This is a genomic window from Massilibacteroides vaginae (assembly GCF_900178525.1).
Classification (GTDB): domain Bacteria; phylum Bacteroidota; class Bacteroidia; order Bacteroidales; family Tannerellaceae; genus Massilibacteroides; species Massilibacteroides vaginae.
Map to the genome: position 1 here is coordinate 766,270 of NZ_FXDJ01000009.1, position 21,468 is coordinate 787,737.

At 41.4% G+C, this 21,468-nt stretch carries 16 protein-coding genes and 3 tRNA genes; 15 read left to right on the plus strand and 4 right to left on the minus strand.

The genetic code is table 11. From position 1 onward, the window contains the following. The first annotated feature begins 2 nt into the window (after window positions 1-2). Complete coding sequence (locus B9Y81_RS11640) at window positions 3-1,133, plus strand: metallophosphoesterase (RefSeq protein WP_085537091.1); 1,131 nt, start codon at window positions 3-5, stop codon at window positions 1,131-1,133. Here the strand turns inward: B9Y81_RS11640 and B9Y81_RS11645 are convergent. Continuing rightward, window positions 1,130-2,875 (minus strand): S41 family peptidase, encoded by a 1,746-nt coding sequence (locus B9Y81_RS11645; protein WP_394335441.1) that lies wholly within the window; start codon window positions 2,873-2,875, stop codon window positions 1,130-1,132. The two genes, B9Y81_RS11640 and B9Y81_RS11645, sit on opposite strands and share 4 nt — an antisense overlap. Before the next feature lie 54 nt (window positions 2,876-2,929). Beyond that, window positions 2,930-3,907 (minus strand): adenosine kinase, encoded by a 978-nt coding sequence (locus B9Y81_RS11650; RefSeq protein ID WP_085537092.1) that lies wholly within the window; start codon window positions 3,905-3,907, stop codon window positions 2,930-2,932. Between the two features lie 121 nt (window positions 3,908-4,028). Between B9Y81_RS11650 and B9Y81_RS11655 the strand changes: the two genes are divergently transcribed. The 4 genes from B9Y81_RS11655 to B9Y81_RS11670 all read left to right on the plus strand — a co-directional run bounded on the left by B9Y81_RS11655 (window position 4,029) and on the right by B9Y81_RS11670 (window position 6,023). Next, a tRNA-Asn gene (locus B9Y81_RS11655) sits at window positions 4,029-4,102 on the plus strand. A 38-nt stretch (window positions 4,103-4,140) separates the two neighbouring features. Continuing rightward, window positions 4,141-4,214: transfer RNA gene (locus B9Y81_RS11660), tRNA-Asn, on the plus strand. A gap of 43 nt (window positions 4,215-4,257) precedes the next feature. Continuing rightward, window positions 4,258-4,331 (plus strand) — tRNA-Asn (locus B9Y81_RS11665). A 480-nt stretch (window positions 4,332-4,811) separates the two neighbouring features. After that, window positions 4,812-6,023, plus strand: coding sequence for a DUF418 domain-containing protein (locus tag B9Y81_RS11670; protein WP_085537093.1), 1,212 nt, complete (start codon window positions 4,812-4,814; stop codon window positions 6,021-6,023). A gap of 44 nt (window positions 6,024-6,067) precedes the next feature. Here B9Y81_RS11670 and B9Y81_RS11675 read toward each other — a convergent pair whose 3' ends face one another. Beyond that, on the minus strand, window positions 6,068-7,255 hold the full coding sequence (locus B9Y81_RS11675; RefSeq protein ID WP_085537094.1) for a DUF418 domain-containing protein: 1,188 nt from the start codon (window positions 7,253-7,255) through the stop codon (window positions 6,068-6,070). A 208-nt stretch (window positions 7,256-7,463) separates the two neighbouring features. Between B9Y81_RS11675 and B9Y81_RS11680 the strand changes: the two genes are divergently transcribed. Continuing rightward, window positions 7,464-9,116 carry a sialidase family protein gene (locus B9Y81_RS11680; RefSeq protein ID WP_085537095.1) on the plus strand — a complete coding sequence of 551 codons (1,653 nt, stop codon included), beginning with the start codon at window positions 7,464-7,466 and terminating at the stop codon, window positions 9,114-9,116. Window positions 9,117-9,152: 36 nt separating this feature from the next. Then, window positions 9,153-11,651: a glycoside hydrolase family 2 TIM barrel-domain containing protein gene (locus B9Y81_RS11685; protein WP_085537096.1), complete on the plus strand. Its 2,499-nt coding sequence runs from the start codon at window positions 9,153-9,155 to the stop codon at window positions 11,649-11,651. A 360-nt stretch (window positions 11,652-12,011) separates the two neighbouring features. Here B9Y81_RS11685 and B9Y81_RS11695 read toward each other — a convergent pair whose 3' ends face one another. Then, on the minus strand, window positions 12,012-12,284 hold the full coding sequence (locus B9Y81_RS11695) for an HU family DNA-binding protein (protein ID WP_085537098.1): 273 nt from the start codon (window positions 12,282-12,284) through the stop codon (window positions 12,012-12,014). 203 nt (window positions 12,285-12,487) lie between these two features. Between B9Y81_RS11695 and B9Y81_RS11700 the strand changes: the two genes are divergently transcribed. From B9Y81_RS11700 to B9Y81_RS11735, 8 genes are all read left to right on the plus strand, one after another. Beyond that, a complete protein-coding gene (locus B9Y81_RS11700) occupies window positions 12,488-13,207 on the plus strand; it encodes a rhomboid family intramembrane serine protease (RefSeq protein ID WP_085537099.1) in 720 nt (239 codons plus the stop codon). Then, complete coding sequence (locus B9Y81_RS11705; RefSeq protein WP_085537100.1) at window positions 13,188-14,063, plus strand: rhomboid family intramembrane serine protease; 876 nt, start codon at window positions 13,188-13,190, stop codon at window positions 14,061-14,063. Before B9Y81_RS11700 ends, B9Y81_RS11705 begins: the two co-directional genes overlap by 20 nt. A 6-nt stretch (window positions 14,064-14,069) precedes the next feature. After that, window positions 14,070-15,170 (plus strand): endonuclease/exonuclease/phosphatase family protein, encoded by a 1,101-nt coding sequence (locus B9Y81_RS11710; protein ID WP_394335450.1) that lies wholly within the window; start codon window positions 14,070-14,072, stop codon window positions 15,168-15,170. A 47-nt stretch (window positions 15,171-15,217) separates the two neighbouring features. Next, the gene (locus B9Y81_RS11715) at window positions 15,218-16,075 is read left to right on the plus strand and encodes an alpha/beta hydrolase (protein WP_085537102.1); all 858 of its coding nucleotides are present in this window, start codon (window positions 15,218-15,220) and stop codon (window positions 16,073-16,075) included. A gap of 145 nt (window positions 16,076-16,220) precedes the next feature. Continuing rightward, window positions 16,221-17,351, plus strand: coding sequence for a hypothetical protein (locus B9Y81_RS11720; RefSeq protein WP_085537103.1), 1,131 nt, complete (start codon window positions 16,221-16,223; stop codon window positions 17,349-17,351). 13 nt (window positions 17,352-17,364) lie between these two features. After that, complete coding sequence (locus B9Y81_RS11725; protein WP_085537104.1) at window positions 17,365-19,227, plus strand: DNA topoisomerase IV subunit B; 1,863 nt, start codon at window positions 17,365-17,367, stop codon at window positions 19,225-19,227. Window positions 19,228-19,348: 121 nt separating this feature from the next. Next, window positions 19,349-19,804, plus strand: coding sequence for a pantetheine-phosphate adenylyltransferase (coaD, locus tag B9Y81_RS11730; protein WP_176221510.1), 456 nt, complete (start codon window positions 19,349-19,351; stop codon window positions 19,802-19,804). A 33-nt stretch (window positions 19,805-19,837) separates the two neighbouring features. Beyond that, window positions 19,838-21,430, plus strand: a complete 1,593-nt coding sequence (locus tag B9Y81_RS11735) for a S41 family peptidase (RefSeq protein WP_085537106.1) — start codon at window positions 19,838-19,840, stop codon at window positions 21,428-21,430. Window positions 21,431-21,468 lie beyond the last annotated feature (38 nt).

Sequence of the window (21,468 nt, forward strand, 5' to 3'; positions counted from 1 at the left end):
AAATGAAAGTCTTTCTTCAATCAATAGTTGCCCAGCTGCTGCTTAATCCTTATTTATTTACCAGAGGATATCAGGCGCTACCAGCTAAGAAAAGTTGGAGAATCCCCTATGCCCTATTCTTCATTATTGAACTGTTCTTATTTTTCACCGGCTATTTTTTTCATAAGGATCTGCCCGACGAGGTGTTCACTTCCATTATGTATATCTGTAACTCCTGGTATGTTGCTTCTCTTTACATCACGATCGCTTTATTATGCCTTGAGTTGATCCGACTTTCGCAACGATTCTGGAAATGGTTTCCTAAACGGGTTGTTGAGAATATGGGGAAAATAAAATTAGGCTTGTTTTTTCTTATCCCTTTCTCCGTCTGCCTGCTCATGATAGAAGGATACAGGCGTGTGGCTTATCCCATCGTAAAGCATGTACATATAACAATTCCCAAAGAGGTTCCCAGAAGAGACAGCCTGCGAGTGGTTATGATGAGCGACTTACATATTGGAGAAGTGATCGGGAAGAAGCTGGTGCAACGCTACGTAGCTCTTAGTAATGAACAAAAACCGGACATGGTGGTGCTTGTCGGAGATATTATGGATTATGAGTCACGGTTTGCCGAAAAAATGCATACCGAAGAAGATTTGCAACAGTTACAGGCTCCGTTGGGGACTTATGTTGTATATGGCAATCATGAATATCGGGCTAATCGTCATGCCAAATACAAATGGCTGAAGAAAACCGGCGCAACACTACTGATAGATTCTGTCGCTATGCCGGACTCTACCTTCTATCTTATCGGAAGGGATGATTATATTAATAAGGAAAGGAAGACGTTGCGCTCATTGATAAAAGATCTTGACCAGACAAAACCAAGTATTGTTCTGGATCATCAGCCCTGGGCTTTTGCGGAAACAGCGATGAATAAAGTAGATCTCGGATTGCACGGGCATACCCATAACGGACAACTATGGCCTTATCCTTTATTGCTAAAAGCCGTATACGAAAAAGCATACGGTTATCATAAAAAAGGGGATTCGCACTTTTATGTGTCTTCGGGTATAGGAATAGCAGGACCTCCTTACCGTGTGGGAACGGTTTCAGAACTGGTTGTTCTTCATATCCGTTTTGAGAAGCCTTAGCAAACGATTCCGATTGGAATAGAACGCCATGCCGAGAACCCGGGTAATAAGTGATTCCCTATAGCGGCTACTTCCTTTTCTTCACTTGTTTTGCTGAGGGTTTCCTGATATAGTTCTGGAGCAGACAATACTTCGATCGCTTTATCCAACACCTCGTCATCCTTCAGGCTTTCGATCAACTCACCCTTCTGGTAATAATAACGTTTTACAATTTCAGTAGACAATAGCTTCTTAATCTGATCTTTGAAACGATCGAAATCGCGGTCCAGATCCGGTGTAATTTGCTTTTGCAACGCAACAATTATTGAGCTGTCGCCATCTAAATATCCTTCAAAATCGGCAATCTCTTTAAATGTTTTCAGCGCTTTCTCGCTTTGACGGTCGTAGGTGAAGTTTTTCTCTTTGGCATACGTCTTGAATGCTTCAAAATCTTCATCGGTTATTGCAAACTCATCTACCGGAGCAATTTTCGGATGTTTCTGTGCCCAATCCGTCACAAAGTCAAAAAGCGCATAATCTGTTACCAGATAATACATCAACGTAGGTATTTTAGGCTCTTCTACCTCAAACTCAGGGCGAACTCCTCCTCCGTCACGCACCGGACGACCTTTAGAGGTATAAAACACAGAAGTTAAACTATCCGGTATAGCAGCTGCACTGCCATCCGCCTTTCTGTGTGAGTAATCAATTTGTTGTATGCAGCGTCCGCTCGGAATGTAATATTTACTCATGGTTACTTTCAGACTGCCATTAAAGGGTAATTCGCGAGGAGATTGCACTAAACCTTTACCAAACGAACGTTGTCCTACCAACACCGCTCTATCCATATCCTGCAACGCTCCCGAAACAATTTCGGCTGCCGAAGCAGAGGCTCCATTGATTAATACGGCAATAGGCATAACGGTATCTATCGGTTCAAGTGAAGTACGATATGTACGATCCCATTGCTTAACCTTTCCTCTGGTGGCAACTACCTCCTTGCCTTTAGGCACGAACATATTAACGATCTGAACAGCACTTTCGAGCAATCCTCCACCATTGTTTCTCAAGTCAAGAACAAGCGATTTGATTCCTTGATTTTTTCTGAGGTCGTCAAACGCGTTTCTGACTTCCTGCGCGCTTTTATCCGTAAATCCCTTCAGGTTAATATAGCCAACACCATCTCCACGTACACCATAATAAGTTACCTGATCTACCAAAATTTGTTTTCTGATCAATTCTACTTTGCGTGTTTTCTTTTCTCCCGGCCGTTGAATAGTTAACCGTATTTTAGTATTCGGAACACCTTTAAGTAAGGCGCTTACCTTGTCGCTTGTAAAAGAAGACACCTCAGTTGTGTCTATAGTCAAAATCTGATCTCCTGCCTTAAGTCCGGCTAATTCGGCCGGCATTCCTTCGAAAGGTTCAGCAATAATAACGGCATCCTCGCGCTGGCGGATATAAGCACCAATACCTCCGTATTCGCCGGTGGTCATATACTTTAAATCGCCCATATCCTGCTCCGGAATATATTCTGTATAAGGATCCAGATCACTCAGCATCCCGTCTATCCCCTTACGCACCATTTTCTCAACTTCTACAGAATCCACGTAGAACATTTCAACTTCTTTAACTAAAGCGTTGAATATATCCAGATTCTTACTTACTTCGAAACGATTGTCTTTCTGTGCAGAAACAGTAACAGGAAGAATAATTGAAAACAGGAAGCAAATCAACGAACTATATATCTTTTCTCGCATCATCAACTAATTTTTTATATGAAATTATGAACGTAAATGTATATAATTATCCGACTATTAATTCAATATGTCTTTTACTTTTAACTTTATTTGTTCCCAACTCTCCTCGGGAATTTGCGGTCCAATCACATCTATCACATAACCGGCCAACATAGAACCGATCCGTGCTGATTGCTCCAAAGTAGCCCCAATAGCCTGCCCATACAAGAATCCGGCTGCAAAATTATCTCCGGCGCCTGTTGTGTCTTTAGGCAAGCCACCTTCGGCCGAAACATGCACAATGTTTCCTTTACTTGCAACAAAGGCTCCGTGGCGCCCGATCGTAACAAGTGATATATCAACCATAGTCGATAGTTTTCGCACAGCATCATCTGCCTTTAATCCGGTAAACGCTTCCGCTTCGCTTTCGTTGCTGAAGAGTATATCAACGTATTTCGGAATAATATCTTCCAGCAGTTTTCTGAAGCCATTAACAATATTAAAGTTCGAGAGGTCGAGTGCTACCTTTAAGCCCAACTTTTTAGCTTTCTGCATGGTGGACTTCACCAACTCTTCGTTAACGAGAAGATAGCCTTCTATATAAATGCAATCGTAGCCCGAGAGTATCTCTTCGCTGATTTCAGAAGAGGTGATGGTCGGAGCAGGACCAAGAAACGTGCACATGGTGCGCTCACCATCCGGAGAAATCAAAACCGTACAACAACCGGACACACCATCTGTTCGTATAAAGTAAGGTGTTACTCCAACTGCTTTCAGTGCCTTTTCATAATAGGCTGCATTGTTATCCTGCCCTATTTTACCGATATAGCCGGAGTTCACGCCGAGCGACGCCAGCGTTCTCATCGTGTTACAAACTGATCCGCCGGGTGTCAGCGTTCTTTCCAAATCCAAGTTAGAAGACTGGATAGCGATCATTTGTTCTTCGCTAATCATATCCATTGCACCTTTCTTTACTCCAATGCGGGTAAGAATTTCTTCATCTTTCAATTGAAGTAATACATCCACTAATGCATTGCCCAATCCTATCATGTTCATGTCGAAACTTTTTGCGCAAAGATATTGCATATTTGGAAAACATCCCGTACTTTTGCAAAGCATTTTCAGAAGGGCATACTATTCTAATATATTATATTGCTTCTTTTTGAAAAACAAGAATTCTTCCTTAGCTCAGTTGGTTAGAGCATCTGACTGTTAATCAGAGGGTCCTTGGTTCAAGTCCAAGAGGAAGAGCAAAAAGACGCCGGGAAAGACCGGAAACATAGTGAAATTCTTCCTTAGCTCAGTTGGTTAGAGCATCTGACTGTTAATCAGAGGGTCCTTGGTTCAAGTCCAAGAGGAAGAGCACTGAAAGACACCGGGAAAGACCGGAAACATAGTATAAAAATTCTTCCTTAGCTCAGTTGGTTAGAGCATCTGACTGTTAATCAGAGGGTCCTTGGTTCAAGTCCAAGAGGAAGAGCATTGAAAGAGCATCCTGAATGGGTGCTCTTTTTTTATGTATATAATGGAGTTCTTCCAAATCCAAGGCAATTTTGTTGGATCAATCTAAAAAATCCTATTAGCGACAATTATTTTACACTTTTTTTAAGTTAAAAACAGCACTTTTTTGCCGTTTTTGGCCACACCCCTACTGCACTGATAATCAGTGCATTGTATATACCGAAAAACATAAAGGTTATTTTTGGAAAAATAAAGGATATCTTTTCAAAAATAAAGGATATATCTTCAAATATATAGTATTGCAAAAAAACACCGTCTTTTCAGCGTAGAATTTGAATTGTTAATTTGTTTGCAGCTACCTATTTGTTAACCGGAAATTCCTATAGTTCCATTTTTCGTTTTGCTTCCTGTTCTTTTCGTTTTGCTTCCTTTATCCCGCCTATGATCAATACATTCATTTTACTTTTATCGGCAAAACCAATAAAAAAAATAATTAAACATGTCGCTTGATCAATCAATTTCAGCTCCTCAGCAACGTATTCATGTATTGGATGCATTAAGAGGATTCTCTTTGTTAGGAGTAATTCTTATGCATATGTTACAACACTTCGGCGTTTATTCCGGAGTTAGACCGGAAGTACCGCTGTTTCCTGTTTTAGATTCAGCGATTCAATGGTTGTCTCAGCACGTGATAATGGGTCGTTTTATCAATATTTTTGCCTTTTTGTTTGGATTGAGTTTCTTTATTCAAATGGATAGGGCTTCTAAGAAAGGAGTAGATTTCCGGTTGAGGTTCTTGTGGAGAATGGTTATCCTTTTTGCAATAGGTATATTCGGGAATAGTTTCTTTACGGCTGATATTTTACCTATATATGCCTTCTTCGGATTGATTATGGTGGCGCTTTTCCCGCTTAAAAACTGGATGTTGCTCGTCATCGCTGTGCTACTTTTGGTTGGTACGCCCCGATTTGTAAAGGTAGGATATGATAAGATGACCAAAACCGAGCAGGTGGAGAATACGCCTCAAGCAAGGCCGGCTCCGCCAACGGGAGAAAGCGTAAAGCCTACTTTTATTAATTCCGCGAAAGAGAATCTGACCACCAGATTTCAGGGCAAGTTGAATTATCAATTTGGACTGAACGGCCGTGGGTATGTAACGATGGCATTGTTTATTTTAGGATTGGTTGTAGGGCGTTTACGTTTCTTTGAGGAACTCGACATACATAAAAAAAGGACGCTTCTTCTTTTTGCGGGATTTGCCGTTGGTTCTTTTATTCTCGGTAGTATACCGAAAGAAGAGGTGAGCTACCGGATGCTTTTGCAGGGCAACGTAACCCCCTCCATGTTAGTTTCAATGGCACTGAAAGACATTCACACAGTTGTGTTTTCGGGCGCATTAGCGCTGGGTTTCATTCTGCTTTATCAAATGAAGAACGCAGGGAAATATTTAGAAATTCTGACTCCTTACGGACGTATGGGGCTGACTAATTATGTAACCCAAAGTATTGTAGGAGGTACTTTATTCGCCATGTGGGGCTTTGGCGAAATATTCGGTGCTTGGGGAACAACAGAAGTATTTTTTCTTGGCTTGGCAATATATGCTTTACAGGTGGTAGTGAGTATTTTTTGGATGAAGCATTTCCGATACGGTCCTTTTGAATGGTTTTGGCGTTCGGCCACCTACCTAAAAATACAGCCTTTCAGAAAGTAGTTTTCAAAAAAGCTGCATTAACAGGTATCCGGACCGGCAGGTGTTTATTTCTTTAAAATCCAGGTTAATTTGTGCCAGATTAGTTCAAGAGGACCTTGCTTATGATTTTTAAGCCAATATTTACAAAACGAAATTTGGACAAAAAGCAAAACAAAGCCGATCAGGATACTAAATGTATGTCCGCAGTATGGTGCCAGATTCAAGGCAAAAGGGAAGAAAATAAGCGCACCCAAAATAGATTGGGTGATGTAATTGGTCAGACTCATTCTGCCATAGAAGCGCAGATTCACAGTAAGTGCTCTGAAGCGTTCTTTGTTATTATATAATAACACAAACGACGACACAAGAATGAGCGTAAACGAAAGTTTTTGCCACATATCGAGTATAGTTGCCACATTTTGCTTTATAAGTTCAGAACTACTGGCAGCCAGTTCAACCTTTAACTGATAAAGAGGAGCAAACAGCACGGCAGCAATGATCAGTACATGGATCCAGAATTTATTGTTGAGTTCTGAAGGTACAAACAGTTGCTTGCGTCCCAACAATAATCCAAGCAGGAATAATCCGGCCGTTTGAAACGTACGTCCGGCCTCTATCGCCCAATAAAGACTCGCTTTCTGCCCTGTAGTTGCATTGCATTTAATAAACTCGAAGAAATCTCCCGATTTATTTACTGTGGTAACCTCGCCGTATAACGAACCGACACCCAAGTCGGGCGTACTGTATTGTGGATTGAAAAGACCGGCAAAGTAATGAAACCATTCAACCGGTTGCAACAAGAATAGAATAGCGGTTATCAACACCGCTTTGTTGCTCCATTTCCGCACTACTACCAAGATCAAACCAACCAGCGCAAACAACAAAAGCACATCTCCTCCCGGAAAAAAGGCAGCATTAAGCGTCGCGAATCCAATTAAAAGAAACAAACGCCAAACAAAACGCACGCCGAAATCTTTCCCTTTGTTCTGCTGATTCGTGTATTGTATATAGAACGTAAAACCAAAAAGGAGCGCGAATATGGCATACGCTTTACCGGCAAACAACGAAAATGTCACACTATTTATGCCTTGGTCAAGTATGTTAAGCCATGCGGGATATTGATCAGGGTCCGGATAAACCGGATAAATAAAATGTTCAAGGCAGTGTACCAAAAGGATTGCCATCACAGCAAAACCGCGAAGCGCATCAACCACTTCTATACGTGGTGATTTAGTGTGTGCTGTATGTTTCATTTGTTTATTATAGTTTTCTCATTAAAAAACAGCAGTTCTATATGGACGGCAAAGATAAAATAAAACTTGATTAATCTCATCGCTCTCTGATTAAACCTGTAAGAACATGCTCCTCAATAAATTGCTACTGGTTGAAAGAAAATAGTTAGCTTTGGGCTATTGTAAGAGAAAGAATCATCTTGTAATTACAAATAATATTCAACGCTTCATGAAAAAAATAGTTTCTTTTTTAATGTTATTGGGGTCAATATTGCATTTGAATGCCCAAGACATTGTTCAGGTTTCGCAACCCCAAATCCCTATTCTGATAGAGAGGGGAGATAATGTATTGTTTTACATCAGGCTGGATGCCCGGACATCAACTACATTAGACGAACTGACGATTGACTTCGAAAATGCCGGCACCGGATTTTTACTATCCGACATCAAAGCGCTGAAACTATATTATGCCGGTGTGGAAAATGTACAACGAAAAGAAGGCGTGTATTATGCTCCGACGCAATACATTTCGAGGGATGAAGCAGGCAAAACCCACCAGGCCAATCCTTCTTACTCAGTTAAGATTGCAGAAGTGGACAACATCGCGAATAGCGTAACACTAAATGCGGCTCAGAAACTGATGAAAGGAGTTAATTACTTTTGGGTAAGCATCGAGATGAATCCTAAATCGTCAATCCATGCTACGTTATTGGCGAAAATTGCCAAGGCTAAAGCTGATGGAAAATCAATAGGAATAGAATATAAAGAAACGGAAAACAGACTTCGACGCTTTGGCGTAGGTGTTCGTTATGCCGGCGACGATCAGGCTGCGGCTTATCGTATTCCGGGAATGGCAACAACAAACAAGGGAACTCTTTTGGCCGTGTATGATGTAAGGTATAACAATAGCGCCGACTTGCAGGAATATGTAGATGTAGGCGTAAGTCGCAGCACCGATGGCGGACAAACTTGGGAACCGATGCGAACCGCAATGGCATTTGGTACGTATGGCGGATTACCAAAAGCTCAAAACGGAGTGGGAGATCCGGCTATTTTAGTGGATAAAAAAACAGGAACAATCTGGACTATTGCTGCTTGGACGCACGGAATGGGTAATGGCAGGGCGTGGCACAATTCGCAACAAGGAATGCAGGTAAATGAAACCGCTCAACTCGTTTTGTCGAAAAGCAACGATGATGGCAAAACATGGTCTGAACCAATTAACATTACCTCGCAAGTGAAAGACCCATCGTGGTATTTCTTATTGCAAGGACCGGGAAATGGAATTACCATGGAAGATGGAACGCTTGTGTTTGCTATTCAATATATTGGAGCAGATAGAATTCCTAATGCGGGAATTATGTATAGCAAAGACCATGGTAAAACCTGGACTATACACAATCATGCCCGTACAAACACTACCGAAGCACAAGTAGCAGAAGTAACTCCGGGCGTATTGATGCTCAACATGAGAGATAACAGAGGAGGAAGTCGCGCTGTTTATACCACGACTGATCTGGGCAAAACATGGAAAGAACACGAGTCATCCCGCACGGCTCTACAAGAACCGGTATGTATGGCCAGCCTGATCAACGTGAAAGCAGAAAACAATATTCTGGGAAAAGATATACTGCTTTTCTCCAACCCGAACTCAACAAAACACAGAAATAACATAACGATCAAAGCAAGTTTAGACGGAGGCAATACCTGGCACACAGCGAATCAATTATTGTTAGACGAAGAACACGGATGGGGTTATTCCTGCCTATCTTTGATAGACAAAGAAACAATCGGAATAATCTATGAGGGAAGTACCGCTCATATGACTTTTCAGGCGGTGAAGTTGAAAGACTTGATCCGTGAAAACAAGGATATGGAATAAGTAACAAAAAAACTAATAAATAAATTAACCGAAAGCATGTATAAAACGTTTACTCAACTAATACTGATTCTCTTAGGAGGATTGCTATTCAATGCTCAAGCACAAGTACGTACGGAACAACGCTTAGAAAAGGGTTGGAAATTTACGAGATCCGACAATCCGGATTTTAGCAAACAAGCGTTTGATGACTCTAAGTGGCAAAATGTAACAGTACCTCATGATTGGGCAATTTATGGCCCTTTCAGCAGCGACAACGATATGCAAGAGATGGCTATTGTGCAAGATGGACAAACAAAAGCCGAGCAACATGACGGTCGTACAGGCGGACTTCCATTTGTGGGAGTTGGTTGGTACCGAACATCGTTTGAAGCGCCTGCTTTTATGAAAGGACAAACAGCCACGCTTATTTTTGATGGAGCAATGAGTAATGCCGTAGTTTATGTAAACGGCACTGAGGTGGGCTATTGGCCTTATGGGTATAATAGTTTTCATTTTGATGTATCCAACTACGTAAAGGCCGAAGGGAAAAACACATTAGCCGTGCGGTTGGAAAATAAGCCGGAAGCTTCTCGCTGGTATCCGGGCGCCGGATTGTATCGGAACGTACATTTGGTAATTAATCAGGAGGCTTATATCCCTACTTGGGGTACACAACTAACAACTCCGGTTGTGAATAGTGATTTTGCAAAAGTAAACATCAAAACAAAAGTTGTGTATCCCGATGGTAAAGATGCCGGTAATTACCATGTAGTAACCGAAATCGTGAACGAAAGTGAAAGGGTAATTACATCAAATCGGAAATCGCTGACAGGTTTTGACGCGAAAGTGATTGAACAAGAGTTGGTGGTAGAAAAACCGTTGTTGTGGGATACCGAAACCCCCAATCTTTACAAAGCCATAACTAAACTTTATGAAGGAGATGTGCTAAAAGATGAATATACCACCCCTTTTGGAATCAGAACTATAGAAATAATCCCCGATAAAGGTTTCTTCCTGAATGGAAAGAAAACTGTTTTTAAAGGCTTGTGTATGCACCATGACCTTGGTCCGTTAGGTGCGGCAGTAAATGATGCGGCTATTCGTCGCCAACTTCGCATCCTGAAAGAAATGGGCGCAAATGCGATCAGAACATCTCATAATATGCCGGCGCCCGAATTGGTGAGAGCTTGTGACGAAATGGGCATGCTGGTAATGGCAGAGACGTTTGACGAATGGAAAACTCCGAAAATGAAGAATGGCTACAACCTCGTGTTCGACGAATGGGCAGAGAAAGACATGGTAAACCTGATCCATCAATTCCGTAACAACCCAAGTGTGGTGATGTGGTGCATTGGAAACGAGGTGCCCGACCAACACAATGCGGATCAAGGCCCTAAGTTGTCGTTGTGGTTGCAAAACATTTGCATGCGCGAAGACCCTACACGCTTTGTTACTCAGGGAATGGACGCGCCCGATGCAGTGATAAACAACAACTACGGTGCAGTGATGGAAGTTCTCGGTTTTAATTATCGTCCGCATAAATACCAGGAAGCTTACAAAAAACTACCTCAACGTATTATTTTAGGAAGCGAAACAACCTCTACCGTTAGCTCCCGTGGCGTGTATAAGTTTCCCGTTGAACGCGGGCAAATGAAAAAATATCCCGATCATCAATCTTCGTCCTATGATGTAGAACATTGCGGATGGTCTAATCTGCCTGAAGACGATTACATACAACACGAAGACCTGCCCTATTGTATCGGCGAATTTGTGTGGACAGGCTTCGATTATTTAGGAGAGCCTACTCCGTATTATACCGATTGGCCCAGTCACTCCTCACTTTTCGGAATAGTAGATTTAGTTGGCATTCCAAAAGACAGATACTACTTATACAGAAGTCATTGGAATAGAGAAAAAGAAACACTGCATATACTACCACACTGGAATTGGAATGGACGAGAAGGAGAAGTTACCCCCGTTTTTGTATATACAAACTACCCTTCGGCAGAATTGTTTATCAATGGAAAAAGTCAGGGAATACGCAAAAAAGACCTTTCCGTAACAGTACACAACAGCGACACCAAAGACTTTAAACGTCAGGAACGCTATCGCCTCATGTGGATGGACACCAAATACGAAGCAGGAACAGTAAAGGTAGTGGCCTATGATAACGAAGGTAAAGCGGTAGCAGAAAAAGAAATTCACACAGCCGGAAAAGCCCATCACCTGGAAGTAGCGGCAGATCGTTCCGTCATTAATGCCGACGGTAAAGATTTATCTTTTATCACCGTAAAATTAGTCGACAAAGACGGAAACCTATGTCCGGACGCACAAAACTTAGTGAAGTTTAAAGTAAAAGGAGCCGGCACTTATCGTGCAGGAGGCAATGGAAACAGCGTATCTTTAGACCTGTTTCACGAACCACAAATGCACCTCTTCAACGGAATGCTTGTTGCCATTGTGCAGTCGGCAGAAAAACCGGGCGTTATTACATTGGAAGCAGAAATAAAAGGAATACCTAAAACAAAGATCGAAATTGAAACAAAAACCTTCTGATCTGTAAACAAACAACCCCTCTAAAAAAGCCTCGATTGGCAGCAACATCATGCTACCAATCGAGGTTTATTTTAAGTAAAAAACAGGCCGAAATTCCAAAAAAACAGCCATTTCATAAGGCGCTGAAAATCATCGCATTGGAGAGAGCTAAAAACATAAAGGTTATTTTTCGAAAAATAAAGGATATCTTTTCAAAAATAAAGGTTATCTTTTTTTTCATATAGGTATGTAAAAAAATCAGCTGATTTTTTACTCCAAAAATACGCACGTTGAGGAAGGTTATCGGGGAATAAAAAAACTGCCGGAATATATGATTTTCACATTAGATCCGGCAGAGAACAAGTTCAAAAAGTCCGCCATTTATTTTACTGTTTCAGCTAATTCAGTTCCTGCTTTGAATTTTACAGATTTGCGAGCAGGGATATCGATAGGTTGCTTAGTTTTTGGATTAACCCCTTTTCTTGCTGATTTTTCCGTTACAGAGAAAGAGCCGAATCCTAACAGAGCAACTTTGCCCCCACTTTTTAATTCTTCAGAAACGGTTTCAACAAAAGCCTCAACTGCTTTTTTGGTATCTACTTTGCTTAAGCCGGATTTAGCCGAAATGGCATTGATAAATTCTGTTTTGTTCATGATGGTTTGATAATTAATGTATTAAACATTTATAATTAATAGTCATTAGTAGTTTCAAAAGTAGCTTTATTTTAAATCTCCGCAAAAAAAAGCAAGCTAAATTTACTGATACACTGCATTTTTCCGTTTTAATGGGTGCTTTTTATGTACTCACCTCATGCAGATAGTAAAATATATTTACCTTTGCTTACAAATAAAAGAATATTATGATCCAAAATAACACGGGATTTCTTAGTTCAATTCCGCCCGCGACTAAAAATATTATTATTATAAATCTCCTTCTTTGGGTAGCAACCTTGGTGCTTCCGCGGATAGGAGTCGACCTCATCAGTTTTCTTGGTCTTCATTTACCTTGGGCCAGGGATTTTCATGCGTTTCAGTTTATTTCGTATATGTTTTTGCATGATACAAGTTCCTTTTCGCATGTCTTTTTTAATATGTTTGCCGTTTACATGTTCGGACGCGTACTTGAAAATGTATGGGGGCCAAAGCGTTTTCTTATATTTTACTTTGTAACGGGAATTGGCGCCGGATTGATACAAGAAGTGGCCTGGTATTTTGAGCTTCGCGATTTGCTTTCTTCAAATTACGAAGTAGTCAATATGGCGGGTACGATGATGCCTAAAGGAGAATACCTGAATATGTTTGTAACTATCGGTGCTTCCGGAGCGGTATTTGGTATACTGCTTGCTTTTGGTATGTTGTTTCCGAATGCTCCGTTATTTATCATGTTTATACCTGTACCTGTAAAGGCAAAGTATTTTGTGTTCTTTTACGGACTTGTAGAGTTATTCCTTGGTGTTTCTCGTTTCAGCGGAGACAGTGTGGCGCATTTTGCCCACCTCGGAGGTATGCTTTTCGGGTTCTTCTTGATTCGTTACTGGAAGAAAAAAGACGCAGACAATGGACGATATTTTTACTAACATAAAGCAATCTTTTCGCAATGGGGGCATCCCGCTTCAATTGATTTATATCAATGTAGGGGTATTCCTTATCATTCGTATGTTCGGAGTGATTTGTTTGTTATTCAACATTCCGCATATTTCACTCCTTGATTTTATTGAGCTCCCCTCCTCTATTCCGGATCTGCTGCGCAAACCGTGGACATTGATCACTTATATGTTCACACATTATGATTTTTTCCACATCCTGTTTAACATGTTGTGGCTGTATTGGTTTGGTAAAATCTTTCTGCAATTTTTCAATGCCCGGCAACTGGGCGGTCTTTATATTCTGGGCGGATTGGCCGGCGCGCTGTTTTTTGTACTATCGTATAATATGCTGCCTTATTTTCAGTCTGCCGCTCCCTACAGTGCTTTAATAGGTGCTTCCGCCTCTGTTATGGCTATTGTTTTTGCCATTTCATTCTATCGCAAAGACCTGGAAATCCAGCTGCTTTTAATAGGGAGAATAAAGCTGATCTATTTGGCACTCGCTACGTTGATTATCGATTTTCTGGCCATAACCTCCAGCAATGCAGGAGGACACATTGCCCATATCGGAGGAGCTTTGTTGGGTATTTTATTTGCTGCTCAGATAAAAAAGGGCAAAGATTTTACGAATCCGATAAACAAGGCAGTAGACTGGTTTGTAAATCTGAGAAAACCTAAATCCAAAATGCGTGTTACCTACAAGCGCAGTGAAACGGATTATGAATATAACGAACGGAAACATAAACAAAATGAAGAAATAGATCAGATTCTGGAAAAGCTGAAGCGATCCGGCTACCAAAGTCTGAGCAGCGAGGAAAAGAAAAAACTTTTTGATGCCAGTAAATAAATGAGTTTGAAAACGCTTAAAATAGCATTTCATCTTTTATTGTTTATCGCGAATGTAGTAGCGGCAATAGTATTGATTTTATCGGCCTTCTCGGACAGAGTGCCGCCGGACAAAAGTTTGTTGTTCGCTTATTTAGGCTTATTTTTCCCGTTTTTCTGCTTCTTTATCCTTTGTTTTATCCTCTACTGGTTGTTTACTCAGAAATGGCGTTTCTTTTTTGTTAATCTCATAACGATTCTGATCTGCTGGGGAAGCATTCAGCGTTATTTCCCTCTTCATTTTCAAACAAAGGAAGTACCTACCGAAAACACGATCAAGGTGCTGACCTACAACGTTATGTCGTTTGCTTTCCAGAATCATACGAAAGAAAATCCGAATGAGATATTGGAGTATATTGCAAACTCGGGAGCTGATATTATTTGCCTGCAGGAATATTTTGAGAGTAAATCGAACAAACAGTTATCTTTAGCTAAAATACGGCGCGTATTGAATATGTATCCTTATTACAGTACCAGTTTCGTGAACACGACGCCTTATTACAAAAGCGGATTGGCTGTATTCTCTAAATACCCGATAGCCAAATCCCGTCCGATCAGGTATGGCAGTCCGAACAACGGTTCGTCTATTCATGAAATAAAAGTAGACGGCAAGAAAATAGCGTTGATCAATAATCACCTCGAGTCTTTTAAGCTCACAAGCGAAGACAAGAGCAGGTATTCCGAGTTTATCAAGAATCCGGCAGCTGATCTTTTGGATGACATAAAGGGTTCATTTCAACAAAAAATTGGTCCGGCCTTTACCGTGCGCGCTAAACAGGCCAGAAAAATACGTGAAGAGATAGAGAAAACGGAAGCCGACTATGTGTTGGTATGCGGCGACTTTAACGACACACCTATTTCTTATGCCCACCGGAAGATACAAGGCAACCTGCATGATGCCTTCGCCCAGTCGGGATCAGGTTTTGGTGTAACCTACAATCGCAATGTTTTCCGGTTCAGAATAGACAATATTCTTTACTCTTCAAATATGAAATCGTTTAACTGCACGGTAGATAAAATTTATTATTCCGACCACCACCCTGTTTGGTGTTATCTGCAAATGAATTGAGTTTTTCTTTTTGTATATTTGTGAACAAACTACTATTTACAACTATTATGAACACAAAACTACATTTACTAAGCATACTGTTTGTGTGCATCTTCCCGATTGAAGCCCAGCAGGTGATTAAGTTGTGGGAGAGCAATCCTCCGGTAAGCAACAACATCACAGCACCCGAAAACAACAAGGATCATTGGATCACGAATGTATCGGAAGCAGAACTTACCATTTATCTTCCTCCGAAAGAACTAAACACCCAAAAGGCTGTTGTTGTTTGTCCCGGTGGCGGATATGCAGGTCTGGCGTCCATGCACGAAGGCGTACAAGTAGCTGAATGGCTGAATAAACAAGGGATAGCGGCCTTCGTGCTTAAATACAGAATGCCCAATAAACATAAATCCGTACCGCTTGACGATGCCTGGCAAGCCATGCGCCATGTGCGTGAACGGGCAACCGAATATAACGTACGTCCGGACAAGATCGGTATTGCCGGGTTTTCTGCCGGAGGACATTTAGCCTCAACCGTATCTACGCATTTCGCGCCTACAGGAACAAGCACAAGACCGGACTTTTCCATCCTGTTCTATCCGGTGATCACGATGGATATCGCTACCCACGGAGGATCAAAAACAAACTTATTGGGAGACAACCCTTCTATTTCCGATCTGCATCTTTTTTCCAACGAAAAGCAGGTGAATAACACTACGCCTCCGACTATACTTTTATTGAGTGACGACGATAAAGTGGTGCTTCCTGAAAACAGCACCCGCTATTACGACGCCTTAAAGAAGAACGACATAAAAGCAACGATGTATATCTTCCCCGAAGGCGGACATGGCTGGGGTTTACGTAGCGATTTCAGGTTTCACAAAGAAATGACAACATTACTTGCCTCCTGGCTAAAGGATATTTGATTTCAACTTGGCAATGCCTAAAGCAAATCAGGTCAAAACAGACTGTTTTTTCCACCCGACAGGGCCCTTAATTTACTGAATGCGATAACTATTATTATCACTGTCAAATAAATTGTTTACATTTGCCATTCAAATTTATTGACTGATGAGCGTTATAATTAGAGAAATCACTCAGAAGAAAGAACTCAAAAAATTCGTTAAGTTCAACATAGAACTTTATAAAGATAGTCCTTACCATGTACCGGGTCTGGTTGAAGAAGAAATGATAACGTTGGATAAGAAGAAAAATCCCGCGTTTGAAGTTTGTGATGCCGTATACTTCCTGGCTTACAGGGACGATCGCGTAGTAGGCCGTATAGCCGGCATGGTGAATAGGAAGAGCAACGAAGTTTGGGGTCAGAAATATGCCCGTTTTGGGTTTGTAGATTTTGTGGATGATCAGGAAGTGGTCGACGCGTTGTTTGACGCCGTAGAGAAATGGGCGAAAAAACAAGGTATGGATCATCTTCATGGCCCGTTAGGATTTACCGATCTGGATCATGAAGGCATGCTGATCGACGGCTTTGACCAGTTGGGAACAATGGCAACGATCTATAATCATCCGTATTATCCAACGCACATGGAACGCATGGGCTATGCGAAGGATAACGATTGGCATGAGTTTAAGATTTACATTCCGGACGCGGTTCCTGATAAACATCTTCGCGTAGGTGAAATTGTGAAAAAAAAATACGGGCTTAAAACCGTGAAGTTTAAACGCAGAAAAGACATTTGGCCTTACGCGCACAAAATTTTTGAAGCGTTAAACTCTGCTTTCGGTCCGCTGTATGGATTTGCACCGCTTACCAAAAAACAAATCGATTATTACGTAAATCAGTATATTCCGATGATCCGTTTGGATATGGTGACGGTTATTATCCACGAGGAGACCGACAAGGTGGTTGGTTTTGGCATCTCGTTGCCCAATCTGTCTCACGCGTTGAAGAAGGCGAAAGGACATTTGTTTCCGTTTGGATTTATCCCGTTGTTGAAATCATTAAAAAGCAAACCGAGGATAATCGACCTGTATTTAATGGGCGTATTGCCGGAATATCAAAACAAGGGTGTTAACGCGCTTATCTTTAACGACCTGATCCCTGTTTATCAGAGCTTAGGTGTTGAGTATGCCGAAAGTAACCCGGAGCTGGAATCCAACAACGCGGTGCAGGCCCAATGGGATTACTTTAAAAGAGAACATCACAAAACCAGAAGAGCATTTATTAAGGAATTGAAATAAAAGAGTTTTTTCTATGAACGAACTGAATTCAACAACACAACAGCAGACTGCCTATAATGATGATGACATCAAAACCTTAGACTGGATGGAGCATATCCGCCGGCGTCCGGGGATGTATATAGGTAAGTTGGGAGACGGAAGTTATGCCGACGACGGCATCTATGTTTTGTTGAAAGAGGTATTAGACAATTCCATCGACGAATACATGATGGGATACGGGAAAACAATCGAAGTTACCGTCGAAGAAGGGACTGTTTCAGTACGCGACTATGGCCGTGGTGTTCCATTGGGCAAAGTGGTCGATGTATCGAGCAAAATGAACACCGGAGCAAAATACGACAGCAAGGCTTTTAAAAAATCAGTCGGACTAAACGGTGTCGGTATTAAAGCCGTAAATGCGTTAAGCAGCTATTTCCTCATAACGAGCCATCGTGACGGGGAATGCAAACAGGTAGAATACAGCAAGGCTGTAGTTACCGAAGAAACAGACATCAAGCCTTCGGATGAGTCCAACGGAACACAGGTTTTCTTTATTCCGGACAAAGAGATATTCAAAGAATATCAATACAAGGACGAATTTATTGAAGGGTTACTCAAAAATTATGTATTCCTGAATTCCGGTCTGACGATTATTTATAACGGAAAGAGATTTCACTCCCGTAACGGATTGGTCGATCTGCTGAATGAGAATATGACAACCGAGCCTCTTTACCCTATTATTCATCTGAAAGGTGAAGATATTGAGCTGGTTATTACCCATAGCAATCAATATGGTGAAGAATACTATTCGTTTGTAAACGGACAGCACACAACGCAGGGAGGTACTCACCTTTCGGCTTTTCGTGAAGCTACCGGAAGGGTGATCAAGGAGTATTATACGAAGAATTTCGAATATTCGGATATCCGTGCCGGCATTGTAGCGGCCATCAGCATTAAGGTGGAAGAGCCCGTATTCGAAAGTCAGACGAAAACCAAACTCGGTTCTAAAGACATGGAACCCGATGGTGTTAGTGTGGCTAAGTTTATTGGTGATTTTATAAAGAAAGAGTTAGATAACTACTTACATAAGCACCCGGACACATCCGACGCCCTTTTACGAAAGATTCTTGAATCAGAGAAAGAGCGTAAAGCGATAGCCGGCGTAACGAAACTGGCTCGCGAAAGAGCCAAGAAAGCGAATCTGCACAACAAGAAGTTGCGTGATTGCCGTATCCACCTCAATGATGCCAAAGGAGATCAGAAAGAAGACTCCTGTATTTTCATTACCGAGGGAGACTCGGCGAGCGGTTCAATCACAAAGAGCCGCGACCCAAACCTACAGGCGGTATTCAGTCTGCGTGGTAAGCCGCTGAACAGCTACGGGCTGACAAAGAAAATTGTATATGAAAACGAAGAGTTCAACCTGTTACAGGCCGCTTTGAATATTGAAGACGGCTTGGAAGGACTTCGCTACAATAAAGTAATTATTGCAACCGACGCGGATGTGGATGGTATGCATATCCGTTTGCTGCTGATCACGTTCTTCCTTCAGTTCTTTCCGGATCTGATCAAACGTAATCATGTGTATATCTTGCAAACGCCTTTATTCCGCGTTCGCAATAAACAGAAAACCTATTATTGTTATTCGGAAGAAGAACGGCTTGCCGCGATAGAAGCCGTAGGAAAGAATCCGGAGATCACCCGATTTAAAGGTTTGGGCGAAATTTCGCCCGACGAGTTCAAACATTTTATCGGGAAAGACATTCGTCTGGATCCGGTAACAATGAAAAAGGAAGACCTTGTAAAGGAGATGCTCGAATTCTATATGGGCAAAAACACGATGGAAAGACAGAATTTCATTATTGAAAATCTGGTAATAGAAGAAGATCTGGATTGAAATCACAAAAACAGAAAGAGATGAAAAATCCGGATGGAAGCTATTCGAAAAAAACAACAACGGAAGAAAAGATTCAGCTATTTAATACATTAAAAGTAACCTTTATCAAATATAAAAGATGATAAGAAGGGCTATATTCCCCGGCACGTTCGATCCCTTTACTATCGGGCATCAGTCGTTAGTAAGGCGCGCATTGGAGATTGTTGATGAAATTATCATTGCTATCGGGATCAATGAAAAGAAACAGACTTATTTCCCTTTGGATAAAAGACTGGAGGCAATTGAGAAGCTATATAAACATAATGACAGGGTTCAGGTCATGGCGTACGACTCGCTGACTGTAGATTTCGCGCAATCTGTTGACGCGCAATTTATCATGCGTGGAATTCGTACCGTAAATGATTTTGAATACGAAAAAAGCATAGCAGATGTGAATCGCAAGCTCACCGGAATTGAAACGTTTATCCTCTTTACAGAGCCTGAGCATACACACATCAGTTCAAGTATTGTACGCGAACTGCTGAGTTACGACAAAGACATCTCTCTATTCGTTCCGAAAGAAACGGAACTGTATTGATATAGAATAATCTATTTTGAATAAAACTAAAGCATGAAACAATTTATATTTCTTTGTCTGTTTATCACTACCGGATTTGCTCAGACATACGCACAAGGTCAAAGTATTAATAAAGAAGCACGCAAACTGTCCATGGCGTTGTATGCCATCTCTAATCTGTATGTTGATCCTGCAGATGAAGGGAAACTGGCCGAACACGCTATTGTAGGTATGCTGGAAAAACTTGACCCCCACTCCAACTACCTTGATCCGGAAGAAACGAAAGAAATGACTGAACCGTTAGAAGGTAATTTCGACGGGATCGGTATCCAGTTTAATATGCTTACGGATACGCTTTATGTTATTCAAGTAATACCGGGAGGTCCTTCTGAAAAAGTAGGACTGATGGCAGGAGATCGTATTGTGCAGGTAAATGATACCGCGATAGCAGGTGTAAAAATGAAAAATACAGACGTGATGAAGCGTCTTCGCGGACCAAAAGGCACAGAAGTTCGTGTAAAAGTGAAACGAAATAAAGAGGATGAATTAATTGAGTTTCGCATCATACGTGGAAAGATCCCTGTATATAGCTTAGATGCTGCTTATATGGCTGATAAAGAAACCGGATACATTAAACTGAACCGCTTTGCCGCGTCTTCTGCGGATGAGTTCCGGGAAGCATTGGCTAAACTACAAAAAAAGGGGATGAAGAACCTGATTCTCGATTTGCAGGGTAATGGAGGAGGCTACCTCAATATTGCTATTGACATTGCCGATGAGTTTCTGGAGAAAGATCGTTTGATCGTATATACGGAAGGGCGTAAAATGCAGCGTGAAAACGCCAATGCAACCGCTAAAGGAGGATTTGAGAAAGGAAAATTAATTGTTCTGGTAGATGAGGGATCTGCTTCCGCAAGTGAGATTGTGGCCGGAGCGATACAAGATTGGGATCGTGGTGTAATTGTTGGCCGCAGAACTTTTGGCAAGGGACTTGTTCAAAAGCCTATTCCGCTACCCGACGGATCAATGATCCGATTAACGGTTTCCCGCTACTACACGCCTACAGGACGCTGCATCCAGAAACCTTACGAGCAAGGCAAACAGGATGAATACAATCAAGATCTGATTGAACGCTATAACCACGGCGAACTGATGAGTGCAGACAGCATTCATTTTCCGGATTCAATGAAGTATAATACACTTGTATCCAATCGTGTGGTTTATGGTGGTGGTGGCATCATGCCCGATGTTTTTATTCCTGTAGATACGACCCGTTATACGGATTACCATCGGAAAATTGTTGCTACAGGTCTTGTAAATCGTATTTCGATGAATTATTTAGACAAAACCAGAGAATCGATGACTAAGAAACACCCTACTTTTGCCGCTTATAAGAAAGATTTTGAAGTAGGCGAAGACATTATGCAGGATTTGATCGCACTCGCCGAAGAAGAAAAGATCGAGTTCAATGAAGAGGAATACAACAGATCCAAACCGCTGATCAAATTACAAATCAAAGCACTTATTGCGCGTGATATGTTTGAGATGAGCGAATATTTTCAAATCATAAACGAGGATAACCCGAGTTTTCAGAAAGCACTACAGATACTCTCAGAAAAGAACACCTATATATTAGCTCTTGATTAAATGAATAGAACAGTTTTATAAACATTAAAGACAACCGT

Coding starts and splice junctions, on each gene's coding strand:
- B9Y81_RS11735 (WP_085537106.1), top strand. CDS start 19,838: ATGAAACAATTTATATTTCTTTGTCTGTTTATCACTACCGGATTTGCT.
- B9Y81_RS11720 (WP_085537103.1), top strand. CDS start 16,221: ATGAGCGTTATAATTAGAGAAATCACTCAGAAGAAAGAACTCAAAAAA.
- B9Y81_RS11695 (WP_085537098.1), bottom strand. CDS start 12,284: ATGAACAAAACAGAATTTATCAATGCCATTTCGGCTAAATCCGGCTTA.
- B9Y81_RS11715 (WP_085537102.1), top strand. CDS start 15,218: ATGAACACAAAACTACATTTACTAAGCATACTGTTTGTGTGCATCTTC.
- B9Y81_RS11650 (WP_085537092.1), bottom strand. CDS start 3,907: ATGAACATGATAGGATTGGGCAATGCATTAGTGGATGTATTACTTCAA.
- B9Y81_RS11680 (WP_085537095.1), top strand. CDS start 7,464: ATGAAAAAAATAGTTTCTTTTTTAATGTTATTGGGGTCAATATTGCAT.
- B9Y81_RS11645 (WP_394335441.1), bottom strand. CDS start 2,875: ATGATGCGAGAAAAGATATATAGTTCGTTGATTTGCTTCCTGTTTTCA.
- B9Y81_RS11685 (WP_085537096.1), top strand. CDS start 9,153: ATGTATAAAACGTTTACTCAACTAATACTGATTCTCTTAGGAGGATTG.
- B9Y81_RS11675 (WP_085537094.1), bottom strand. CDS start 7,255: ATGAAACATACAGCACACACTAAATCACCACGTATAGAAGTGGTTGAT.
- B9Y81_RS11670 (WP_085537093.1), top strand. CDS start 4,812: ATGTCGCTTGATCAATCAATTTCAGCTCCTCAGCAACGTATTCATGTA.
- B9Y81_RS11725 (WP_085537104.1), top strand. CDS start 17,365: ATGAACGAACTGAATTCAACAACACAACAGCAGACTGCCTATAATGAT.
- B9Y81_RS11640 (WP_085537091.1), top strand. CDS start 3: ATGAAAGTCTTTCTTCAATCAATAGTTGCCCAGCTGCTGCTTAATCCT.
- B9Y81_RS11705 (WP_085537100.1), top strand. CDS start 13,188: ATGGACGATATTTTTACTAACATAAAGCAATCTTTTCGCAATGGGGGC.